General features: G+C 64.6%; 16 protein-coding genes and 2 pseudogenes. 10 read left to right on the top strand and 8 right to left on the bottom strand.

Annotated elements, in window-relative coordinates:
* The first annotated feature begins 58 nt into the window (after positions 1-58).
* Entirely contained in the window at positions 59-955 is an 897-nt protein-coding gene (locus PFLCHA0_RS25895) for a cation diffusion facilitator family transporter (protein ID WP_015637028.1), read from the top strand.
* A gap of 57 nt (positions 956-1,012) precedes the next feature.
* On the opposite strand, the gene PFLCHA0_RS25890 is transcribed toward PFLCHA0_RS25895, so the two are convergent.
* Complete coding sequence (locus tag PFLCHA0_RS25890; RefSeq protein WP_011063463.1) at positions 1,013-1,687, bottom strand: heavy metal response regulator transcription factor; 675 nt, start codon at positions 1,685-1,687, stop codon at positions 1,013-1,015.
* 386 nt (positions 1,688-2,073) lie between these two features.
* Between PFLCHA0_RS25890 and PFLCHA0_RS25885 the strand changes: the two genes are divergently transcribed.
* From PFLCHA0_RS25885 to PFLCHA0_RS25875, 3 genes are all read left to right on the top strand, one after another.
* Positions 2,074-3,324, top strand: coding sequence for a TolC family protein (locus PFLCHA0_RS25885; RefSeq protein ID WP_015637027.1), 1,251 nt, complete (start codon positions 2,074-2,076; stop codon positions 3,322-3,324).
* 200 nt (positions 3,325-3,524) lie between these two features.
* Positions 3,525-4,694 (top strand): efflux RND transporter periplasmic adaptor subunit, encoded by a 1,170-nt coding sequence (locus tag PFLCHA0_RS25880; protein WP_015637025.1) that lies wholly within the window; start codon positions 3,525-3,527, stop codon positions 4,692-4,694.
* Between the two features lie 26 nt (positions 4,695-4,720).
* On the top strand, positions 4,721-7,858 hold the full coding sequence (locus tag PFLCHA0_RS25875) for a CusA/CzcA family heavy metal efflux RND transporter (protein ID WP_041752572.1): 3,138 nt from the start codon (positions 4,721-4,723) through the stop codon (positions 7,856-7,858).
* 173 nt (positions 7,859-8,031) lie between these two features.
* Here PFLCHA0_RS25875 and PFLCHA0_RS25870 read toward each other — a convergent pair whose 3' ends face one another.
* Both PFLCHA0_RS25870 and PFLCHA0_RS25865 read right to left on the bottom strand, forming a co-directional pair.
* A complete protein-coding gene (locus PFLCHA0_RS25870; protein WP_011063459.1) occupies positions 8,032-8,253 on the bottom strand; it encodes a hypothetical protein in 222 nt (73 codons plus the stop codon).
* 176 nt (positions 8,254-8,429) lie between these two features.
* Positions 8,430-9,758 carry an OprD family porin gene (locus tag PFLCHA0_RS25865; RefSeq protein WP_015637023.1) on the bottom strand — a complete coding sequence of 443 codons (1,329 nt, stop codon included), beginning with the start codon at positions 9,756-9,758 and terminating at the stop codon, positions 8,430-8,432.
* 321 nt (positions 9,759-10,079) lie between these two features.
* Here PFLCHA0_RS25865 and PFLCHA0_RS25860 point away from each other — a divergent pair, with 321 nt between their 5' ends.
* The gene (locus PFLCHA0_RS25860) at positions 10,080-10,412 is read left to right on the top strand and encodes a DUF2790 domain-containing protein (protein ID WP_015637022.1); all 333 of its coding nucleotides are present in this window, start codon (positions 10,080-10,082) and stop codon (positions 10,410-10,412) included.
* A gap of 60 nt (positions 10,413-10,472) precedes the next feature.
* Here PFLCHA0_RS25860 and PFLCHA0_RS25855 read toward each other — a convergent pair whose 3' ends face one another.
* A complete protein-coding gene (locus PFLCHA0_RS25855) occupies positions 10,473-10,967 on the bottom strand; it encodes a RidA family protein (RefSeq protein ID WP_011063456.1) in 495 nt (164 codons plus the stop codon).
* A 216-nt stretch (positions 10,968-11,183) separates the two neighbouring features.
* Between PFLCHA0_RS25855 and PFLCHA0_RS32470 the strand changes: the two are divergent.
* The 4 genes and pseudogenes from PFLCHA0_RS32470 to PFLCHA0_RS32455 all read left to right on the top strand — a co-directional run.
* Positions 11,184-11,954: pseudogene (locus PFLCHA0_RS32470) on the top strand (PAS domain-containing protein); the annotation flags it as partial.
* Positions 11,940-12,500, top strand: a complete 561-nt coding sequence (locus tag PFLCHA0_RS32465) for a methyl-accepting chemotaxis protein (protein ID WP_256656579.1) — start codon at positions 11,940-11,942, stop codon at positions 12,498-12,500. The pseudogene PFLCHA0_RS32470 and the gene PFLCHA0_RS32465, both read left to right, overlap by 15 nt.
* 273 nt (positions 12,501-12,773) lie before the next feature.
* Positions 12,774-13,550: pseudogene (locus tag PFLCHA0_RS32460) on the top strand (PAS domain-containing protein); the annotation flags it as partial.
* Positions 13,545-14,090, top strand: a complete 546-nt coding sequence (locus PFLCHA0_RS32455) for a methyl-accepting chemotaxis protein (RefSeq protein WP_370059450.1) — start codon at positions 13,545-13,547, stop codon at positions 14,088-14,090. The pseudogene PFLCHA0_RS32460 and the gene PFLCHA0_RS32455, both read left to right, overlap by 6 nt.
* Before the next feature lie 39 nt (positions 14,091-14,129).
* Here PFLCHA0_RS32455 and PFLCHA0_RS25840 read toward each other — a convergent pair whose 3' ends face one another.
* The 3 genes from PFLCHA0_RS25840 to PFLCHA0_RS25830 form a co-directional block, all read right to left on the bottom strand.
* Positions 14,130-14,657, bottom strand: a complete 528-nt coding sequence (locus tag PFLCHA0_RS25840) for a GNAT family N-acetyltransferase (RefSeq protein WP_015637021.1) — start codon at positions 14,655-14,657, stop codon at positions 14,130-14,132.
* Positions 14,658-14,710: 53 nt separating this feature from the next.
* Positions 14,711-15,619, bottom strand: coding sequence for a LysR family transcriptional regulator (locus PFLCHA0_RS25835; RefSeq protein WP_015637020.1), 909 nt, complete (start codon positions 15,617-15,619; stop codon positions 14,711-14,713).
* 109 nt (positions 15,620-15,728) lie between these two features.
* Positions 15,729-16,502, bottom strand: coding sequence for an SDR family oxidoreductase (locus PFLCHA0_RS25830; RefSeq protein WP_015637019.1), 774 nt, complete (start codon positions 16,500-16,502; stop codon positions 15,729-15,731).
* A gap of 165 nt (positions 16,503-16,667) precedes the next feature.
* On the opposite strand from PFLCHA0_RS25830, the gene PFLCHA0_RS25825 reads away from it, so the two are divergent.
* Positions 16,668-17,273: a flavin reductase family protein gene (locus PFLCHA0_RS25825; RefSeq protein ID WP_011063450.1), complete on the top strand. Its 606-nt coding sequence runs from the start codon at positions 16,668-16,670 to the stop codon at positions 17,271-17,273.
* Between the two features lies 1 nt (position 17,274).
* Here PFLCHA0_RS25825 and PFLCHA0_RS25820 read toward each other — a convergent pair whose 3' ends face one another.
* On the bottom strand, positions 17,275-18,357 hold the full coding sequence (locus PFLCHA0_RS25820; protein WP_015637018.1) for an SDR family oxidoreductase: 1,083 nt from the start codon (positions 18,355-18,357) through the stop codon (positions 17,275-17,277).
* Positions 18,358-18,425 lie beyond the last annotated feature (68 nt).

Below are 18,425 nucleotides of genomic sequence, written 5' to 3'. Positions count from 1 at the left end.
ACCTGGCCAATCGAACTATCATCAGAGCCACGCTTTACCAGCCAAACGAGGATCTTTCATGGGCGCAGGACACAGTCACGGCCAGGTACGGGCCGGGCATGAACGCAAGTTGTGGATGGCCCTGGGGCTGACCGGCAGCTTCATGCTCGCCGAGGTCATCGGGGCCTTTGTCACCGGCAGCCTGGCGCTGCTGTCGGATGCCGCGCACATGCTCACCGATACCCTGGCGCTGGCCATCTCCCTGGTGGCGATCCAGGTCGCCAAGCGCCCGGCTGACCGCAAGCGTACTTTCGGTTATGCGCGCTTCGAGATCCTCGCCGCGGCGTTCAACGCCCTGCTGCTGTTCGTGGTGGCGTTCTACATTCTGTTCGAGGCCTGGCAACGCCTGCAGGCACCGGCCGAGATCCAGTCCACGGGAATGCTGGTGATCGCGGTGCTGGGGCTGATCGTCAACCTGATCTCCATGGGCCTGCTGGCCTCCGGCAGCAGCCAGAGCCTCAACGTCAAGGGTGCATACCTGGAGGTATGGAGCGACATGCTCGGTTCACTGGGGGTGATCATCGCCGCGCTGGTGATCATGTTCACCGGTTGGGGCTGGGTCGATTCCCTGGTAGCCGCGGCCATCGGCCTGTGGGTGTTGCCACGGACCTGGACCCTGCTCAAGGAGAGCATGAACGTGCTGCTGCAAGGGGTGCCGGACGGGGTCGACATCGACCAGGTGGAGCAGGCCATACGCCAGGTGCCGGGGATCAGCGACGTGCACGACCTGCATATCTGGGCCCTGACCAGCGGCAAGAACGTGCTTAGCGCGCATCTGGTGGCGCACCTGCAAGGGCGGGATGAACAGGCGATCCTGGCCGAGGTCACCGAGCTGCTACAGGAGCGCTTCGACATTGCCCACGTCACCTTGCAGGTGGAGCAGGCAGGGTTTCATGAGCAGGTGCATGAACATTGAGGGAGCCGCGCTTGCGTCTTGTGCAGGAGCCGGCTTGCCGGCGAACACGGCCGTGCCTCAGTCGCGTTCTTCAAGGACATAACCCACACCGCGCAGGGTGTGGATCAGCTTGCGTTCGAAAGGGTCGTCGATCTTGGCCCGCAGGCGGCGGATCGAGACTTCCACCACATTGGTGTCACAGTCGAAATTCATGTCCCAGACAAAGGAAATGATCTGGGTCCGCGACAGCACCACGCCGCTCTGGCGCATCAGCAGGTGCAGCAGGGCGAACTCCTTGGTGGTCAGGTCGATGCGCTGCTTGCCGCGAAAGGCCCGGTGCCGGCCCTGGTCCAGCTCCAGGTCGGCGACCCGCAGCACATCCGGCACCGGCGCCTGTTCGCTGCGGCGCATCAGGGTGCGGACCCGGGCCAGCAATTCCGGAAACTGGAACGGCTTGACCAGGTAATCGTCGGCGCCCAGGTCCAGGCCACGGATCTTGTCCGCCAGCCGGCCCTGGGCGGTGAGCATCATCACCCGGGTGCTGCTGTCCTGGCGGATCTGCCCGAGCACGCCCCAGCCGTCGATGTGCGGCAGGTTGATGTCGAGGATCACCAGGTCGTACGCATGCTGGCGAGTCAGGTGCAGGCCGTCCGCGCCGTTGTTGGCGCAATCCACCACGTAGCCACTTTCAGTCAGCCCCTGATGCAGGTAGTCAGCGGTCTTGGGTTCGTCTTCGATGACCAGAATACGCATGAAAATGAGGTTCTCGGCAGGTGGGGGACAGTAACGAAAAGACGCGAATAATCAGCGGGCCAATGCTCGAAAGTTGTGCGGCCCCGTGCCGTATTCGTGTTCTTTAAAGTTCGCTTGCTGGCACTTGAAAAGTGCTCTTGATGTTCACTTCGAATAGCCGGATGTTAATACAGAACCTTGAGCCAGAGCCTTTGCTAACGGATTTGTAATCTTTGCGCCACCCTGCTGATAAGCACTGAAAGTTACAGTTGGCCGAACTTGAAACTCTCCCTGTCAATGGGCGAACTGCTGCAGTTTCATATCGGCCGGAACTCCTGTGGATAAGCGTCGATATGGTGCGCTGCAACTTCGCAGACACTTTGCCTCCATAGGGGCCGGAACTTGTTATGCCGACTTTCCCGAGAATATCTGCCCGGGCAGCACGCACCTGCGTCCTGACCCTGTTGCTGGCCCTGGCGAGCCAATCTGCAAGCGCCGTTGAGCAACCGCTGTTGAGCCTGGACAGCGCCCTGGCCCGAGCCTTTGCCAACAACCCTGAACTGGCCGCCGCACGCTGGGAGATCGACATCGCCCAGGGCGCCCGCCAGCAGGCCGGGCTCATCCCCAACCCGGTGCTGTCGGTGGACGCCGAGGACACCCGCCGGGATTCGCGCACCACTTCGGTCAAGCTCAGCCAGGCCCTGGAGCTGGGGGGCAAGCGCGGAGCACGGATCGACGTGGCCAGTCGCGGTCAGGAACTGGCGGCCCTGGAGCTGGAGCGGCGTCGCAACCAGTTGCGTGCGGATGTTCTGGATGCCTATTACACGGCGCTGCGGGCCCAGGAACGCACCCAACTGGCCGGGCGCTCCCTGGCCCTGGCCGAACGGGGCGTGGCGGTAGCCCAGGGCCGGGTCAACGCCGGCAAGGCCTCGCCGGTGGAAGCCACCCGGGCCCAGGTGCAACTGGCCGAGGTGCGCCTGGAACTGAACCGGGGGCAGATGGAGCAGGACAATGCCTACCGACGCCTGGCCATGGTCACTGGCGCGGCCACCAGCGACTTTGCCGGGGTGCAGGAGCAGCCCCTGGCACTGGCGGCGCTGCCGGCTCCGGCACAGTTGCTTGGCCGCCTGCCGGAAACCACCGAACTGCGCCTGGCGGAGCAGGAAGTGGTGCAGCGCGAGGCGTCCCTGGGGCTGGAGAAGGCCCAGCGCATTCCCGACCTGGACGTCAGCGTGGGCAGCCAGTACGACGCCAGCGCCCGGGAGCGGGTCAACCTGGTAGGGCTGTCGATGCCTTTGCCGCTGTTCAATCGCAACCAGGGCAACGTGCTGTCCGCCGCCCGCCGCGCCGACCAGGCCCGGGACCTGCGCAACGCCACCGAATTGCGCTTGCGTACCGAAACCCGCCAGGCCCTGGAACAGTGGAACACCGCCCGGGGCGAGGTGCAGTCCTTCAACCAGACCATCCTGCCCGCCGCCCAGCGTGCGGTGGACAGCGCCACCCAGGGCTTCGAGATGGGCAAGTTCAGCTTTCTCGACGTTCTCGATGCTCAACGCACCCTGATCGGCGCGCGTACCCAGTACCTCGCCGCGGTGGCGCAAACCACCGATGCCTGGGTACGGATCGAGCGCATCTACGGCGACCTCAGCCGTTGGTGAAACCCTGGCTGATGGGCCTGGCGTGCCTTGCCGCGTTGCTGGTGAGCGACTGCAGTGGCGCACCCCCGACAGCCCCCGAAGACCCACCCGCGCATTGGTGCGTGCATGAGCTGCATCGGGCCATTGGTCAATGGCTGTTTCCCTCTACCCCGTAAGGCAGCGCCTGGCGCTACCGACCCTCGATCGATTCAGGAGTCCCCATGGATAAAAAACGCAGCCTTGTTCTGGCCAGCACGGCAGTGGTCGGCCTCGGGCTGGCGGCCTTGCTGCTGCCGGGCCTGTTCGCCAGCCCGGCAACGGTGCCCCAGGCCGAGGAGGCCGGGCACGGCGCCCAGGAGCCCGAGGGCCATCTGGAACTCAGCCCGGAACAGATCCAGGCCGCCGGCATCGAGCTGGCCGCAGCCGGTCCGCGGCGCCTCAACCGGGTACTCAGCCTGCCGGGAGAGATCCGCTTCGACGAGGACCGTACCTCGCACATCGTGCCCCGGGCCGCCGGTGTGGTGGAGTCGGTACAGGTCAACCTCGGCCAGGCGGTCAAGCGCGGCGAACTGCTGGCGGTGATCGCCAGCCAGCAGATCTCCGATCAGCGCAGCGAGCTGGCCGCCGCCGGGCGGCGGGTGGAACTGGCCCGTACCACCTTCCAGCGCGAGCGCCAGTTGTGGGTCGACCAGATCTCCGCTGAGCAGGATTACCTGCTGGCACGCCAGGCCCTGCAAGAGGCGGAAATCGCCCTCAACAATGCCCGGCAGAAGATGAATGCCCTGAGCGGCAGCGCCCAGTTGGTGGGTGGCAATCGCTATGAAATGCGCGCGCCGTTCGACGGTGTGGTGGTGGAAAAACACCTGAGCGTGGGCGAAGTGGTGGGCGAAACCAGCGCCGCGTTCACCCTCTCGGACCTGTCCCGGGTCTGGGCCACCTTCGGCGTGTTTCCCAAGGACCTGGACAAGGTCCGGGTCGGCCAGCCGGTGCAGGTCAGCTCCAGTGAGCTGGGGACCCAGGTCCAGGGCCAGGTGGCCTACGTCGGCAGCCTGCTGGGGGAACAGACCCGCACCGCCACGGTGCGGGTGACCCTGGCCAACCCCAATGACGCCTGGCGCCCGGGGCTGTTCGTCTCGGTACAGGTGGCCACCGAAGCCTTCGACGCACCGGTCAGCGTGCCGCAGACGGCGATCCAGACCGTGGAAGACCGGCCCTCGGTGTTCGTCCGCGTGGCCGAGGGGTTCCAGGCCACGCCTGTGGTCACCGGGGCCAGCCAGGACGGTTTTGTCGAGATCCGCGAGGGCCTCGAAGCCGGGGCCCAGGTAGCCGCCCGCGGCAGCTTTACCCTCAAGTCCGAACTGGGCAAGGGCGCGGCCGACCACGGCCATTGATCGGCCTCATCAGAGAGTGACTTCCCATGTTTGAACGCATCATTCAATTCGCCATCGAGCAGCGCATCATCGTCCTGCTGGCGGTGCTGCTGATGGCCGGCGTCGGCATCGCCAGCTACCAGAAGCTGCCGATCGACGCGGTGCCGGACATCACCAACGTCCAGGTGCAGATCAACTCCGCGGCGCCGGGGTTCTCACCCCTGGAAACCGAACAGCGCATCACCTTTCCCATCGAGACGGCCATGGCCGGCCTGCCGGGGTTGCAGCAGAGCCGGTCGCTGTCGCGCTCGGGGTTGTCCCAGGTAACCGTGATCTTCAAGGACGGCACCGACCTGTTCTTCGCCCGCCAACTGGTCAACGAGCGCCTGCAAGTGGCTCGCGAGCAATTGCCCGACGGTGTGGAGGCGGTGATGGGGCCGATTTCCACCGGGCTCGGGGAGATCTTCCTGTGGACCGTGGAGGCCGAGGAGGGCGCCCGCAAGGAGGACGGCACGCCCTACACCCCCACCGACCTGCGGGTGATCCAGGACTGGATCATCAAGCCGCAACTGCGCAACGTGCAGGGCGTGGCCGAGATCAACACCATCGGCGGCTTTGCCAAGGAGTACCAGATTGCCCCGGACCCCAAGCGCCTGGCGGCCTACAAGCTGACCCTGAGCGACCTGGTGACGGCCCTGGAGCGCAACAACGCCAACGTCGGCGCCGGCTACATCGAGCGCAGCGGCGAGCAGTTGCTGATCCGCGCGCCGGGGCAACTGGCGTCCATCGAGGACATCGCCAACATCGTCATCAGCAGCAGCGACGGCACGCCGATCCGCGTGCGCAACGTGGCCGACGTGCAGATCGGCCGCGAGTTGCGCACCGGCGCGGCCACCGAGAATGGCCGGGAAGTGGTGCTGGGCACCGTGTTCATGCTGATCGGCGAGAACAGCCGTACCGTGTCCCAGGCGGTGGCGAAGAAACTTGAGGAGATCAACCGCTCGCTGCCCGAAGGCGTGGTGGCGGTCACGGTGTACGACCGCACCAACCTGGTGGAAAAGGCCATCGCCACGGTGAAGAAGAACCTCTTCGAGGGCGCGCTGCTGGTGATCGTGATTCTGTTCCTGTTCCTGGGCAATATCCGCGCGGCGCTGATCACCGCCCTGGTGATCCCGCTGTCCATGCTGTTCACCTTCACCGGCATGTTCAGCAACAAGGTCAGCGCCAACCTGATGAGCCTCGGTGCCCTGGACTTCGGCATTATCGTCGACGGCGCGGTGGTCATCGTCGAGAACGCCATCCGCCGCCTGGCCCATGCCCAGCAGCACCACGGGCGCATGCTGACCCGCTCCGAACGCCTGCATGAAGTCTTTGCCGCGGCCAAGGAAGCCCGGCGCGCGCTGATCTTCGGCCAGTTGATCATCATGGTGGTGTACCTGCCGATCTTTGCCCTTACCGGGGTGGCCGGGAAAATGTTCCACCCCATGGCCTTCACTGTGGTCATGGCGTTGCTGGGGGCGATGATTCTCTCGGTGACCTTCGTTCCGGCAGCCATCGCGCTGTTCGTCACCGGCAAGGTCAAGGAAGAGGAAAACCTGCTGATGCGCAGCGCCAAGCGCGGCTACGCCCCGGTGCTGGACTGGGTGATGGCCCGGCGTGGCCTGACCTTCGCCCTGGCCGGCTTGATCCTCGCTGGCAGTGCGCTGCTGGCCAGCCGCATGGGCAGTGAATTCATCCCCAGCCTCAGCGAAGGCGACTTTGCCCAGCAGGCCCTGCGGGTGCCCGGCACCAGCCTCACTCAGTCGGTGGACATGCAGCAGCGCCTGGAGAAAACCCTGCTGGCGCAAGTGCCGGAGATCGAGCGGGTGTTCGCCCGCACCGGCACCGCGGAGATCGCCTCGGACCCGATGCCGCCGAATATTTCCGACAGCTACCTGATGCTCAAGCCCAAGGCCCAGTGGCCGGACCCGAACAAGTCGCGGGAGGCGCTGATCGCTGATATCCAGCGTGCCAGTGCCCTGGTGCCGGGCAGCGCCTACGAGCTGTCGCAGCCGATCCAGCTGCGCTTCAACGAGCTGATTTCCGGGGTGCGCAGCGATGTTGCGGTGAAGGTGTTTGGCGATGACATGGCGGTGCTGAACAAGACCGCTACGCAAATTGCCACGGCATTGCAGAGCTTGCCTGGCGCCTCGGAAGTCAAGGTCGAGCAGACCTCGGGGCTGCCGGTGCTGACCATCAATATCGACCGCGACAAAGCCGCGCGTTTCGGCCTCAACGTGGGGGACGTGCAAGACACCATCGCCGTTGCGGTGGGCGGGCGCCAGGCCGGCACCCTGTACGAAGGCGACCGGCGCTTCGATATGGTGGTGCGCCTGTCCGATCAACTGCGCACCGATATTGACGGCCTGTCCCGGCTGCTGATTCCCATACCGGCGACGGCGGGCACGGCCAACGGGCAGATCGGCTTCATCGCCCTGTCGGAAGTGGCCAGCCTCGATCTGGTGCTGGGCCCCAATCAGGTCAGCCGCGAGAACGGCAAGCGCCTGGTGATCGTCAGCGCCAACGTGCGCGGGCGCGATATCGGTTCCTTCGTCGAGGAAGCCACGGCGTTGATCGGCGAGAAGGTCAAAGTCCCGGCGGGGTACTGGACCACCTGGGGCGGCCAGTTCGAGCAATTGCAGGAAGCGTCCCAGCGCCTGCAAGTGGTGGTGCCGGTGGCGCTGCTGTTGGTGTTCGGGTTGTTGTTCATGATGTTCAACAACCTCAAGGATGGCCTGCTGGTGTTCACCGGGATTCCCTTCGCCCTGACCGGCGGGATCATGGCCCTGTGGCTGCGGGACATACCGCTGTCGATCTCGGCGGGGGTGGGCTTCATTGCCTTGTCCGGGGTCGCCGTGCTCAACGGCCTGGTGATGATTGCCTTTATCCGCAACCTGCGAGAGGAAGGGCGCTCGTTGTCCCTGGCGATTCATGAAGGCGCCCTGACCCGACTGCGCCCGGTACTGATGACCGCCCTGGTGGCCTCCCTGGGCTTCATCCCCATGGCCCTGGCCACCGGCACCGGCGCCGAAGTGCAACGGCCCCTGGCCACGGTAGTGATTGGCGGCATCCTGTCCTCCACCATCCTCACCTTGCTGGTGCTGCCTGCCCTGTACCAATGGGCGCATCGCAGGGAAGAAGACTGATCGCGCGCCGCTTCTTGTAGCCGCTGCCGCAGGCAGCGGCTACAGGTGTCAGTCCTGCGGCAATTTTCGGGCAAAAAAAAGCGCCCCAAGGGGGCGCTAAAAATTCATCTCTTTCCAAAGGAGCATCAGAAAAAACGCTTCAAGAGATGAATGTGCTCGGTAGGCAATCGCTGTCAGATGTCTTCTTCGGCCGTGGTAGGCGCAGAAGCATCGCGAGGGGCTTTGCCGGTGCTGCCGGTGGCGGCTGTTTCCTGGTTGGCGTCGCCGTGGATCTGTTCCTGGCTGGCCAGGAAAGCTTCGCGGACCTGCTGTGGGCGTTCGCTGCCATCAGCGGCCCAGGTGGCGGAGCTGGTTGTGGCCAGTAGGCCGATCAATAACAGTTGGGTTGGGCGCATGAGCTTCTCCTGACACGTTGGGCGGCCGTGAAAAACACGGTGGCTGCCAGTGTGTCCGGGAGTATATGAAGGCCAACCTAACGAGAAGGTGAGGCCGATATTACAGTTCTGAAAGGCATGAGTCTGTGAAGAAGTTTTAACACCGGGCAGGCCTGGCGCCTGCCCGGAGCCGCTCTCTAGAGCAGGGCCAGGGGGTACTCGACGATCAGGCGAAACTCTTCCAGGTCGGATTCGAACTGGCTGGAACGGATGGTCGCCTGGCGGATGCGCAGGGACAGATCCTTGAGGCTGCCGCCCTGGAACACGTACTTGGCTTCGATATCCCGCTCCCAGCGGCGCTGGTCGGTCAGTGGGTCACCTGCCGCATCGCGGCGCATGTACACCGAGTTGGCGTGGCTGTAGTCGGCGCCGCTGCCGCGGGCGTAGCGGGTCATGAACGACAGGCCGGGAATGCCCAGGGGCTGCATGTCGAGGTCGTAGCGGACCATCCACGAGCGTTCCTTGGGCGAGTTGAAGTCGCTGTACTGGATCGAGTTGTCGAGGAAGATCGAGTCCGACTGGCGCAGGTAGTCGAAGTCGTCGTTACCGTTGTTGCGCTGATGCGACAGGGCCAGGGTGTGGGCGCCGTAGGTGGCGCCGACCTTGGCGCTCCAGATGTTGTTGTCGAGCTCGCCCAGGAGCTTCTTGCCCTCATCGACGGCCTTGTAATAGTTGAAGCCGCTGAACAGGCTCAGTTGGTCGGACAGCGGGTAGTTGCCCGCGACGCCGAAGTAGTACTGGTCCCAGGCGTCCTTCAGGCGGCTGCTGTAGAGGCTGAAGTTGAGATTGGAGTTGAGCCGGTAGTCGCCGCCGAAGTAGCCGACCCAGGGCGAGTCCACCTTGCCGGCGTAGAAGGTGGCGAAGCCATCGCGCATGCCACTGCTGTCGGGCTGGCTCATGGCATGCAGGCGGCCGCCCTGCAGGTTGAGGCCGTCGATGCTGGTGTTCTCCAGGGTCACCCCGCGAAAGCTTTCCGGCAGCAGGCGGGAGTCGCCGTAGTGCACCACGGGGGTCTTGGGAAACACATCGCCGACTTTCACCACGGTATCCAGGGCTCGCATTTTCACCGCCCCCCCAGCCTTGCCGTAGCTGTCGGCGGGCCGGTTGTCGTGGTTCAGCGGCAGCATGCCGAAGGAGCCACCGCCGCCGCTGCGGCCGGTGCCAGAGTCGAGCTTGAGGCCGTACATGGCAAAGGCATCGAGGCCAAAGCCCACCGTGCCCTGGGTGAAGCCGGATTCGAACTGGCCGATCAGGCCCTGGGCCCAGGCTTCGGAATAGCCGTTGCCGGTGGGGCTGGACTGGCCCTTGCGGTCGTCGCGGTTGAAGTAGAAGTTGCGCAGCAGCAGGTCGAGGCGGCTGCCTTCGACAAAGCCTTCGGGCCGTTCCTCGGCGGCCACTGCCGCCATAGGGCTGAGCCCCAGTACCGCAGCGAGCACGGACAGGGACAAGGGGGGATTGATACGCATGGGGGTCGCTCCTGAGGGTTGGCAGCTATCAACTTTTATATCGCCAGAGGCGTTCTTATTGGGCTCGACCGGCAGGCGTCGCAACGCCTGCCCAGTCGCTGTCGATAGTTGCAAACGGCAGATAACGGCGGGGTGACCCGGTCATTACAATTGTGCAAGAAAGCCGTCCAGGGCCCGGGCCAAAACCCCGGCGGGCCGGGGGTTATCTCGGGTAGGGCGGGCTGTCGGCAGCGCCCATTACAGATAAGTAATCTGCCCGCGATCATCCTGACAGGGTCGGTTGCTTATCCTCGCTGGCGTCAACTGGACGAGGAAACTGTGATGAAAGCAATCAACCTGAGTCTCGCCGCGCTGCTGTTGAGCCTGGCTTCCCTGGCGCAGGCCGAAGGGGGAGGCGACCGTACGTTCGCCCGGGCCATGGTGGAAAACCAGAAGGCCATGGAGCGCTATGCGGCGAACCAGGGCAAGCCGGCGCCGGTGGTGCAGGCGTACCGCTACGGCATGAAGCTGGATGTCGCCAAGGTGGTCAACGTGACCCCGCCGATCAAGTCCTGCGAGGTGGTGCCTTCGCGCATGACGTATGAGGATTCCGCCGGCCAGCTCAAGACCATCGAGTACCAGGTCATGGGCCAGTGCCGCAACAACGGCAGTTGATGGGCCGCCGGCGCTGCTGTGCCGGGCCCGCAGGGGTGGGCCCGGCCAGCGTGGCTGCACTCAGTCGTTGCCGGAGCCGGGGTGCAGGGCGACGATCATGTCCACTTCCACCGAGGCATTCTTGGGCAATTGATAGACCCCCACCGAGGTCCGGGTGTGTACGCCGGCGTCGGCAAAGATCGAATACAGGACTGCGGAGGCGCCGTCCGCCACTTCGCTCTGCTGGGTGAAGTCCGCCGCGCTCTGTACATAGACGTTGATCCGCAGGATGCGCTTGATCCGCTGCAGGTCGCCGAGCATCTGCTCGAGGATCGCCAGGGCCCGCAGGGTGCAGATCTGCGCCCCGTGCCGGGCCTGCTCCAGGGAGGTTTCGGCACCGACCCGGCCAACCACCATCACGGTATTGTCGATACGCGGGATCTGCCCGCTGACATACACCTCATCGCCATTGCGCACCGCCGGCACGTAATTGCCGCCAATGCGCATCTCGCCTTCGAAACTGTGTCCGACCTGTGCTGCGGCCTGCTGGAAAAGTGCCTTGCGTGATGCATCCATAGTCCAACTCCGTCGATCGCCCTGGAATTTCCCGTCGCCGACTATACGCGCTCCTTGGTTGCGCGAAATCCCCGGCTGCGGGCCCGAATTCCGCGGCCTTGCTGGCTGCGGAATTATTTTTGTCAGACAAGCCTTAATGGCTATTAAGAAAAATCTTTCAGGGCCGATGTTAGGCCCAAAGCAGTCCACTTTTTCAGCCCCCCCCGGTACATCCTCATGTTCAATAAACGCTTGAAGCAGGAGTTGTCGACTCTACGCGAAGAACTTTCGAGCCTTCAGCAAGTGAAGGAGAGCCTTGAAAGCGAGATGCTCGTCATCAACCTGAGCGCCGATGGACGGATTCAGTCGGTCAATCACAATTTCGCCCAGGAAATGCTCTACAAGACTGGCGATCTGGTGGGCCGGGCCCTGGAGGACATCGTCCCGGAACACGTCAAGCATGATGAGTTTCACCTGCGGTTCAAGGCGACCCTGACCCGGGGCGAACACTTTGCCGGGGCGGTGCGGCTGCTGCGCGGCAATGGCCAGGAAGCCTGGCTGCGTTCCATCTCCCAGCCGGTTCGCGACTCCGAGGGGCGGATCAAGTATTTCGCGATCTTCTCCAGTGACCTGACCCGCACCATCGAGGCCTCTCGGGAGCACGAGAACCTGATTGGCGCGCTGATGCGTTCTACCGCGCTGATCGAGTTCGACCTCAACGGCAACGTGCTGACGGCCAATGACCGCTTCCTTTCCAGCATGGGCTACAGCCTGGCGCAGATTCAGGGCAAGCATCACCGCATCTTCTGCGAGCCGGAGGAGTACAACAGCCAGGCCTACCAGGCCTTCTGGAAACGCCTGAACGCCGGTGAGTTCATCGCCGAGCGCTTCAAGCGCATCGACGCTCATGGCCGGGTGGTCTGGCTGGAGGCTTCCTACAACCCGGTCATGGACGCCAACAACAAACTCTACAAAGTGGTGAAGTTCGCCACCGTGATCACCGACCAGGTAAACCAGGAACTGGCCGTGGCCGAGGCGGCGAGCATTGCCTACAACACCTCGTTGCAGACCGACAACAGCGCCCAGCGCGGCACCACGGTGGTTACCGAGGCGGTGAACGTGATGCGCGATCTGGCCAAGCACATGCAGGAGGCCGGCGAAGGCATTGGCGCCCTCAACGAGCAATCCCTGGTGATCGGCAGCATCGTCAAGACCATCAGCGGGATTGCCGAACAGACCAACCTGCTGGCACTCAACGCGGCCATCGAGGCGGCCCGGGCCGGTGAGCAGGGACGTGGTTTCGCCGTGGTGGCCGATGAAGTCCGGCAACTGGCCTCGCGCACCAGCAAGGCCACCGAGGAAATCGTCGGCGTGGTGCGCCAGAACCAGGACATGGCCCGCGAAGCCGTGGAACTGATGGCCGAAGGCAAGCTGCAGGCCGAGCAGGGGCTGGCCCTGGCGGCGGAAGCCGGCACCGTGATCGTCGAGATCCAGGACGGCGCGCAGAAGGTGGTCAGCGCGGTCGGCCAGTTCGCCAACCAACTGTCCTCCTGATTGCTCCCCAGCACAGTGCTCCCGTCACGGGGCACTGTGGATTTCAGGGCGGCATCGGCCAGCCCCGGCGCCCTTGGCGCCATTCATTTCCCACGCTGAGACACTCGGGCATGACCGATAGGGCCCCGGGCGACGGCTGCGCCCAAGAAAAACCAAGAAATTTCCTAGAGGCTTGTAGGAAGTATCTGGAAAGCGCTGCGGGGCTTGGAGAAAGCCCAAACTGCGCCGATGGCTAGGGGTTGTTGTATCCACTCCTAGTCTGTCGGTGTATCCATGTTCAACAAACGTTTGAAGCAGCAACTTGCCACCCTGAGCGACGAGCTGAACGCTCTGCAGCAATTCAAGGCCTGCCTGGAAAGCCAGGTGCTCAATCTCGAACTCGATGGCGAGGGGGCCATCCGCCGGGCCAACCAGAACTTCATCCAGGCCCTGGAACTCGATGGCCAGCCACTGGCCGGCGTGGCCCTGGAGAGCATCATCTCGCGCCACCCGCAGGCTGTGCCGTTGTATCGCGAATTCAAGGCGGCCCTGGGGCGCAACGAAAGCTACACCGGCCAATTGCGCCTGCAACGCGGAGGCGGCCGCGAGGCCTGGCTGCAGGTCTGCGTGCAGCCGATCCGCGATGGCGCCGGGCGGCTCGATCATTACAACCTGATCTGCACCGACCAGAGCGCTTCGGTGGAAAGTGCCTGCGAGCATGAAAACCTGATGGCGGCGCTGCTGCGCTCCTCGGCGGTGATCGAGTTCGACCTGCAAGGCCGGGTGCTGACGGCCAACTCGCGGTTTCTCGCCTGCATGGGCTACCGGCTGGATGAGGTCCAGGGCCAGAACCACCGCCTATTCTGTGAACCGCAGGAATACGAAGGGCCCGGCTACCAGGAGTTCTGGGCACGGTTGAACGCCGGCGAATACATCGCCCAGCGGTTCAAGCGCATCGACAGCCAGGGCCGGGTGGTGTGGCTCGACGCTTCCTACAACCCGGTGCTGGACGCCAGCGGCCAGCTCTACAAGGTGGTGAAATTCGCCATCCTGATCACCGATCAGGTGAACCAGGAGCAACGGGTGGCCGAGGCGGCGGACATCGCCTACAGCATCTCCCGACAGACCGACACCAGCGCCCAGCGCGGCTCGGCGGTGGTCACCGAGACCCTGGACGTGATGCGTGACCTGGCTACCTGCATGCAGCAGGCCGGGGACGGCATCGAAGCCCTGAACGAGCAGTCCCTGGTGATAGCGAGCATCGTCAAGACCATCAGCGGGATTGCCGAACAGACCAACCTGCTGGCCCTCAATGCGGCCATCGAAGCGGCCCGGGCCGGTGAACAGGGGCGGGGTTTTGCGGTGGTCGCCGATGAGGTCCGGCAACTGGCCTCGCGCACCAGCAATGCCACCGACGAGATCGTCGGCGTGGTGCGCCAGAACCAGGACATGGCCCGCTCGGCGGTGGAGCTGATGGCCGAGGGCCGGCAGCAGGCGGAACAGGGCCTGACCCTGGCAGCGGAGGCCGGCACGGTCATCGTCGAGATTCAGGACGGTGCGCAGAAAGTGGTCAGCGCGGTCGGCCAGTTCGCCAACCAGCTGTCGGCCTGAGGGCGTGGGCGTGCGCCTTGGGGGCGCACGCCCGGGTTGCTAGCGTGGCGCAGGCCCATGGCACTCGTAGTGCAAGCGGTCGAACCACTCGCCGTGCAACAGGAAGCTGCGCCGCGAATGGCCGTAGCAAGAGAAGCCGCAGGCTTCCAGCACCCGCACCGAACCGGTGTTCTGCGGCCGCGCATTGGCTTCGATGCGGCTCAGTTGCAGTTCGCCGAAGGCGCGCAGCAGCACCTGCTGCACCGCAGTGCGGGCAATGCCGCGGCCGTTGAAGCGGGCGCCGACCCGGTAGCCCAGTTCCGCGCAATTGAAGTAGGGGCGCTGCACCCGGTGCAGGTTGACGCGCCCCACCAGCACTGCGTTGTCGCGGATCAGGAACTGATAGCCGCGGTCTGCCTCGGCATCCTCGCACGCCTGGTTTATGGCTTCGGCGACCCCTTCGCGGGAGTAGTAGGTGGCAGGCCGGGCGTTGATCGAGGCTTCGAAGAACGCTCGGTTTTCCCCTTCGAAGGCCAGCAGGTCATCCAGGTCGTCGAGGTGGGGAGCGCTGATGTGCAGGTGGGTCATGGTGCCAGTGCCTCAATCCGTGAAGGCGCTTTCTTCTCACGATCCGCGGGTGTTCAGCAAGCCTCCAGGTGCGGTTTGATCAGTTCGGCGAACCATTCGATGAACACGTTGAGGCGGCGCGAGCGATGGCGCCGGTCGGGGTATAGCGCGCAGATATCCATGGGCGCCACCGGCAGTTCACGGAGCACCTGCACCAGCTCGCCACGGTCCAGCAGGTGCTGCACGTCGAAGCGTGGCACCTGGATCAGCCCCAGCCCCTGACGGCAGCAGGCGATGTAGTTCTCGACGTTGTTGACGATCACCCGGCTGGGCAGCCCCAGCAGGTGCTCGCGACCTTCCAGCAGGTATTCCCAGGGCTGCTCGCGGCCAGTGTCCGGGGAGGCATAACCGACCATCCACTGGCCGTTCTGCAGGTCCTGGGGGGTGTGGGGCTCGCCCTGTTCGGCCAGGTAGACGGGGCTGGCGCAGTTGATCAGCGCCAGTTGCCCCAGGGGGCGGGCGACCAGGCTGCTGTCGGCCAGGCTGCCGACGCGGATCGCGCAATCGATGCCTTCCTGGACCAGGTCGATGCTGCGATCGCTGGCGCCCAGGGCCAGTTGCAGGCCGGGGTATTGCGCCAGCCATCGGGGCAGGGCGGGGACGATCAGGCGCCGGGCGATGCGGCTGGGCACATCGATGTTCAAGCGCCCGCTGACGTCTATCTGGCGGTGGTGGAACAACTGGTTGAGTTCGGCGGCGTCTGCCAGCAGGCGCCGCGCCCGTTCCAGCAGAATGGCGCCGTCGGCGGTCAACTGCACGTGGCGGGTGGTGCGGTGCAGCAGTCGGGTGCCGAGGCCGGTTTCCAGTTGCTGCACGGCGGAAGAGACGGTGGCCCGTGGCAGTTCCAGGGCATGGGCAGCCTTGATGAAGCTACCCATGTCGGCCACCTGGATGAACACGCGGTATTGCTCAAGCTTATCCATCGTTTGAACGATCCTGGTTCGGGGGCGCCTGACGGCAGTGGATCGCAGCATCGGCCGAGGCGATCGATGCTGCGGCTCGGCAGGCCAATTTACCCCTTGGGCGCCAGGATTACTTGGTGGTGTAGCCGCCGTTGATCAGTAAGGTCTGGCCAGTGATCCACCAGCCTTCGGTGACCAGGTGGCGAATGAAGGGCACCACGTCCTCGATATCGGTGAGCCCGGTCTTGCTCGAAGGCGACAGGGCTGCGGCGCTCTTGTGGTACGCCACGGCGTCGGCGCCTTCGGCCGGGTAGAAGAATGGGGTATCCATGGGCCCGGGGCCGACGGCAGTCACTGAAATGCCGCGGGCACCGAACTCCTTGGCCGCGGCCCGGGTGAAGTGTTCCACCGGCGCCTTGGAGCCGCCATAGGCGGCATAGAACGGAGTGAAGGCCCCCAGTAGCGAAGTCACCAGGGTCACCAGCTTGCCGTTGTCCTCCAGGTGCTTGCCGGCTTCCTTGATAAAGAAGAAGGCGCTCTTGGCATTGACCGCGAACATCTGGTCGTACTCGTCCTCGCTGATTTCAATGATGGGTTTCTTCAGCACCTTGCCCACGGTGTTGATGGCGATGTCGATCTTGCCGAAGCGCGCCTTGGCCTCGTTGAACAGCTGCTCTACGGCACTGGCGCGGGTGAGGTCGGCCTGCCACGCCTGGGCCTCCACACCCAGGGCCTTGAGTGCCGCCACCGTGGCCTCGGCGTCGGCCCGGCTGGCGTTGCTGTTGTAGTGCACGGCCACCGCCCGGGCACCGTGGCTGGCCAGGTCGCGGGCAATCAGGCCGCCGAGGTTCTTCACGCCACCGGCGATCAGCACGACTTTGTTGTTCAGGGAGTGATCGGTCATGGCGCGGGTCCTTCAACAATTGGGGTGAAGGCTGAGTCTAGTGTCTGCACCGCTGTTGATAAGCCGTCGGCGGCGGGACGGATTATCCAGAAAATCCGGCCAATGACCTTGCCTGCCGACGGCCGCGATGGGGCTACAATCGCAGTTTTTTTTCAGGAGCCAGTCATGTCCGATCTTCGTCGCCCGGTACCGCTGGATAAGGCGTACCGCTTGCTCAACCACGGCCCAACGGTGCTGGTCAGCGCAGCCCATGGCGGGCAGCGCAACATCATGGCCGCGGCCTGGGCCATGCCCCTGGATTTCGAGCCGCCGAAAGTCGCCGTGGTGCTCGACAAGTCCACCTGGACCCGACAACTGCTGGAGGCCTCGGGCACCTTCGTGCTCAATGTGCCTTGCGTGGCCCAGGTGGATATCGTGCAGAGCCTGGGCAACAGCTCCGGGCTTGAGCTGAGCCAGGGCGGTAGCGACAAGTTCGCCGCCTACGGTCTGCAGGCCTTTGCCGGCGAGCAACTGGCGGCGCCGCTGCTGGAAGGTTGCGTGGCCTGGCTGGAATGCCGGCTGCTGCCCGAGCCCCACAACCACCAGCAGTACGACCTGTTCCTTGGCGAAGTGATTGCCGCCCAGGCCGATGCCCGGGTGTTCAGCGAAGGGCGCTGGCACTTCGACGGGCACGACCGGCTGCGTACCCTGCACCATGTTGCGGGCGGGCATTTCCTGACCATCGGTGACGCCGTTGACGGTCGGCAACTGCCCCTGGTCGGCGAGCCCTGAGTCAGGGAATCAGCCGGTAATCACGCAGCCGCTGCAACTGTTCGAGCACGCTCTGGTGGCTGTCGATGCAACCGGTAAAGCCGGCCTGGCGGATCTTGATGGTGCTTTGCACCATGTCGTAGCCGGTATTGAGCCAGCCATCGACGAAGGGCCAGGCGGCGATCTGCTCCCAGGGCGTGGGGCGCAGTTGCTGTTCCTGGACAATGCGCGCCCACAGCGGCGCCTTGTCGGCCATCTGCACCCCCAGGTTCATCGGTTGCGGCGCGGCGCTGGCAAGGCCGAAGAACCCGGCGATCTGTGGCCACAGGTGCTGCCAGCGAAAGTGATCGCCATTGGTCACGTTGAAGACCTGCTGCTGTGCATTCGGTGAAGTCAGGGCCCAGAGCACGGCCTGGGCCAGCACCCGGGAATCGGTGGCCTGGTGCAGCGCCGACCAGGCCTGCAGGCTGCCGGGAAAACGCAGTGGCAGGTTCAGTGCCTGGCTGATGGCGGCGAAGCTGGCGATGCCGGTGAGGATGTTCATCGGTGAGTTGAGGCTGGGGCCCATGACCCCGTCCGGGCGCAATACCGTCCAGGCAAAACCCTCGCGTTCGGCTTCATGCCACAACAGGTCTTCCTGATCGTTGTAGAAGATCGGCCCCATGAAGCGCGGGTCGTTTTCCTTGGCTGGCGTCTTATAGGGCCCCAGGTGTTCACCGTAGGATTTGCCGCCACCGATCAGCACCACCTGGCGCAACCTGGCTCCGGCCTGGCGCAGGGCCTTGAGGCTGTGCTCCAGCATCGCCAGGTTCGGCGCCACCGTGGCGGCCATGCTTTCCCGCTCGCTGTAGGCGCAGAACACCAGGTCGGTGACGCTGCCCAGTCCGGAAAAGGCGCGAGCGGTGCCGGCGGCGTCCAGCAGGTCGGCGCTGATGTGCGCCGGTGCCGGGCTGCCGTCCAGCAGGCTGGTCGGTGGGCGGCGACGGGCGGCGGCGGTCAGTTGCCAGCCCGGGGTACGGTGCATCAGCTCGACCACTGCGGTGCCCACCACGCCATAGCCGCCGATCACCAGCAAGTGACGGTCCGGGGAAGTTGAAACGCTCATCTGGGATACCTCGAATAAAGGGATCGCCAGCATAGATTCGGGTCTTTGAGTGAAATAGACTGCCGGCC

The organism is Pseudomonas protegens CHA0 (assembly GCF_000397205.1).
In the GTDB taxonomy this organism is placed as follows: Bacteria; Pseudomonadota; Gammaproteobacteria; order Pseudomonadales; family Pseudomonadaceae; genus Aquipseudomonas; species Aquipseudomonas protegens.
Note: the sequence above shows the minus strand (reverse complement) of the source record. Positions and strands in the feature narration are given on the sequence as shown.

Coding starts and splice junctions, on each gene's coding strand:
- PFLCHA0_RS25895 (WP_015637028.1), top strand. CDS start 59: ATGGGCGCAGGACACAGTCACGGCCAGGTACGGGCCGGGCATGAACGC.
- PFLCHA0_RS25890 (WP_011063463.1), bottom strand. CDS start 1,687: ATGCGTATTCTGGTCATCGAAGACGAACCCAAGACCGCTGACTACCTG.
- PFLCHA0_RS25885 (WP_015637027.1), top strand. CDS start 2,074: ATGCCGACTTTCCCGAGAATATCTGCCCGGGCAGCACGCACCTGCGTC.
- PFLCHA0_RS25880 (WP_015637025.1), top strand. CDS start 3,525: ATGGATAAAAAACGCAGCCTTGTTCTGGCCAGCACGGCAGTGGTCGGC.
- PFLCHA0_RS25875 (WP_041752572.1), top strand. CDS start 4,721: ATGTTTGAACGCATCATTCAATTCGCCATCGAGCAGCGCATCATCGTC.
- PFLCHA0_RS25870 (WP_011063459.1), bottom strand. CDS start 8,253: ATGCGCCCAACCCAACTGTTATTGATCGGCCTACTGGCCACAACCAGC.
- PFLCHA0_RS25865 (WP_015637023.1), bottom strand. CDS start 9,758: ATGCGTATCAATCCCCCCTTGTCCCTGTCCGTGCTCGCTGCGGTACTG.
- PFLCHA0_RS25860 (WP_015637022.1), top strand. CDS start 10,080: ATGAAAGCAATCAACCTGAGTCTCGCCGCGCTGCTGTTGAGCCTGGCT.
- PFLCHA0_RS25855 (WP_011063456.1), bottom strand. CDS start 10,967: ATGGATGCATCACGCAAGGCACTTTTCCAGCAGGCCGCAGCACAGGTC.
- PFLCHA0_RS25840 (WP_015637021.1), bottom strand. CDS start 14,657: ATGACCCACCTGCACATCAGCGCTCCCCACCTCGACGACCTGGATGAC.
- PFLCHA0_RS25835 (WP_015637020.1), bottom strand. CDS start 15,619: ATGGATAAGCTTGAGCAATACCGCGTGTTCATCCAGGTGGCCGACATG.
- PFLCHA0_RS25830 (WP_015637019.1), bottom strand. CDS start 16,502: ATGACCGATCACTCCCTGAACAACAAAGTCGTGCTGATCGCCGGTGGC.
- PFLCHA0_RS25825 (WP_011063450.1), top strand. CDS start 16,668: ATGTCCGATCTTCGTCGCCCGGTACCGCTGGATAAGGCGTACCGCTTG.
- PFLCHA0_RS25820 (WP_015637018.1), bottom strand. CDS start 18,357: ATGAGCGTTTCAACTTCCCCGGACCGTCACTTGCTGGTGATCGGCGGC.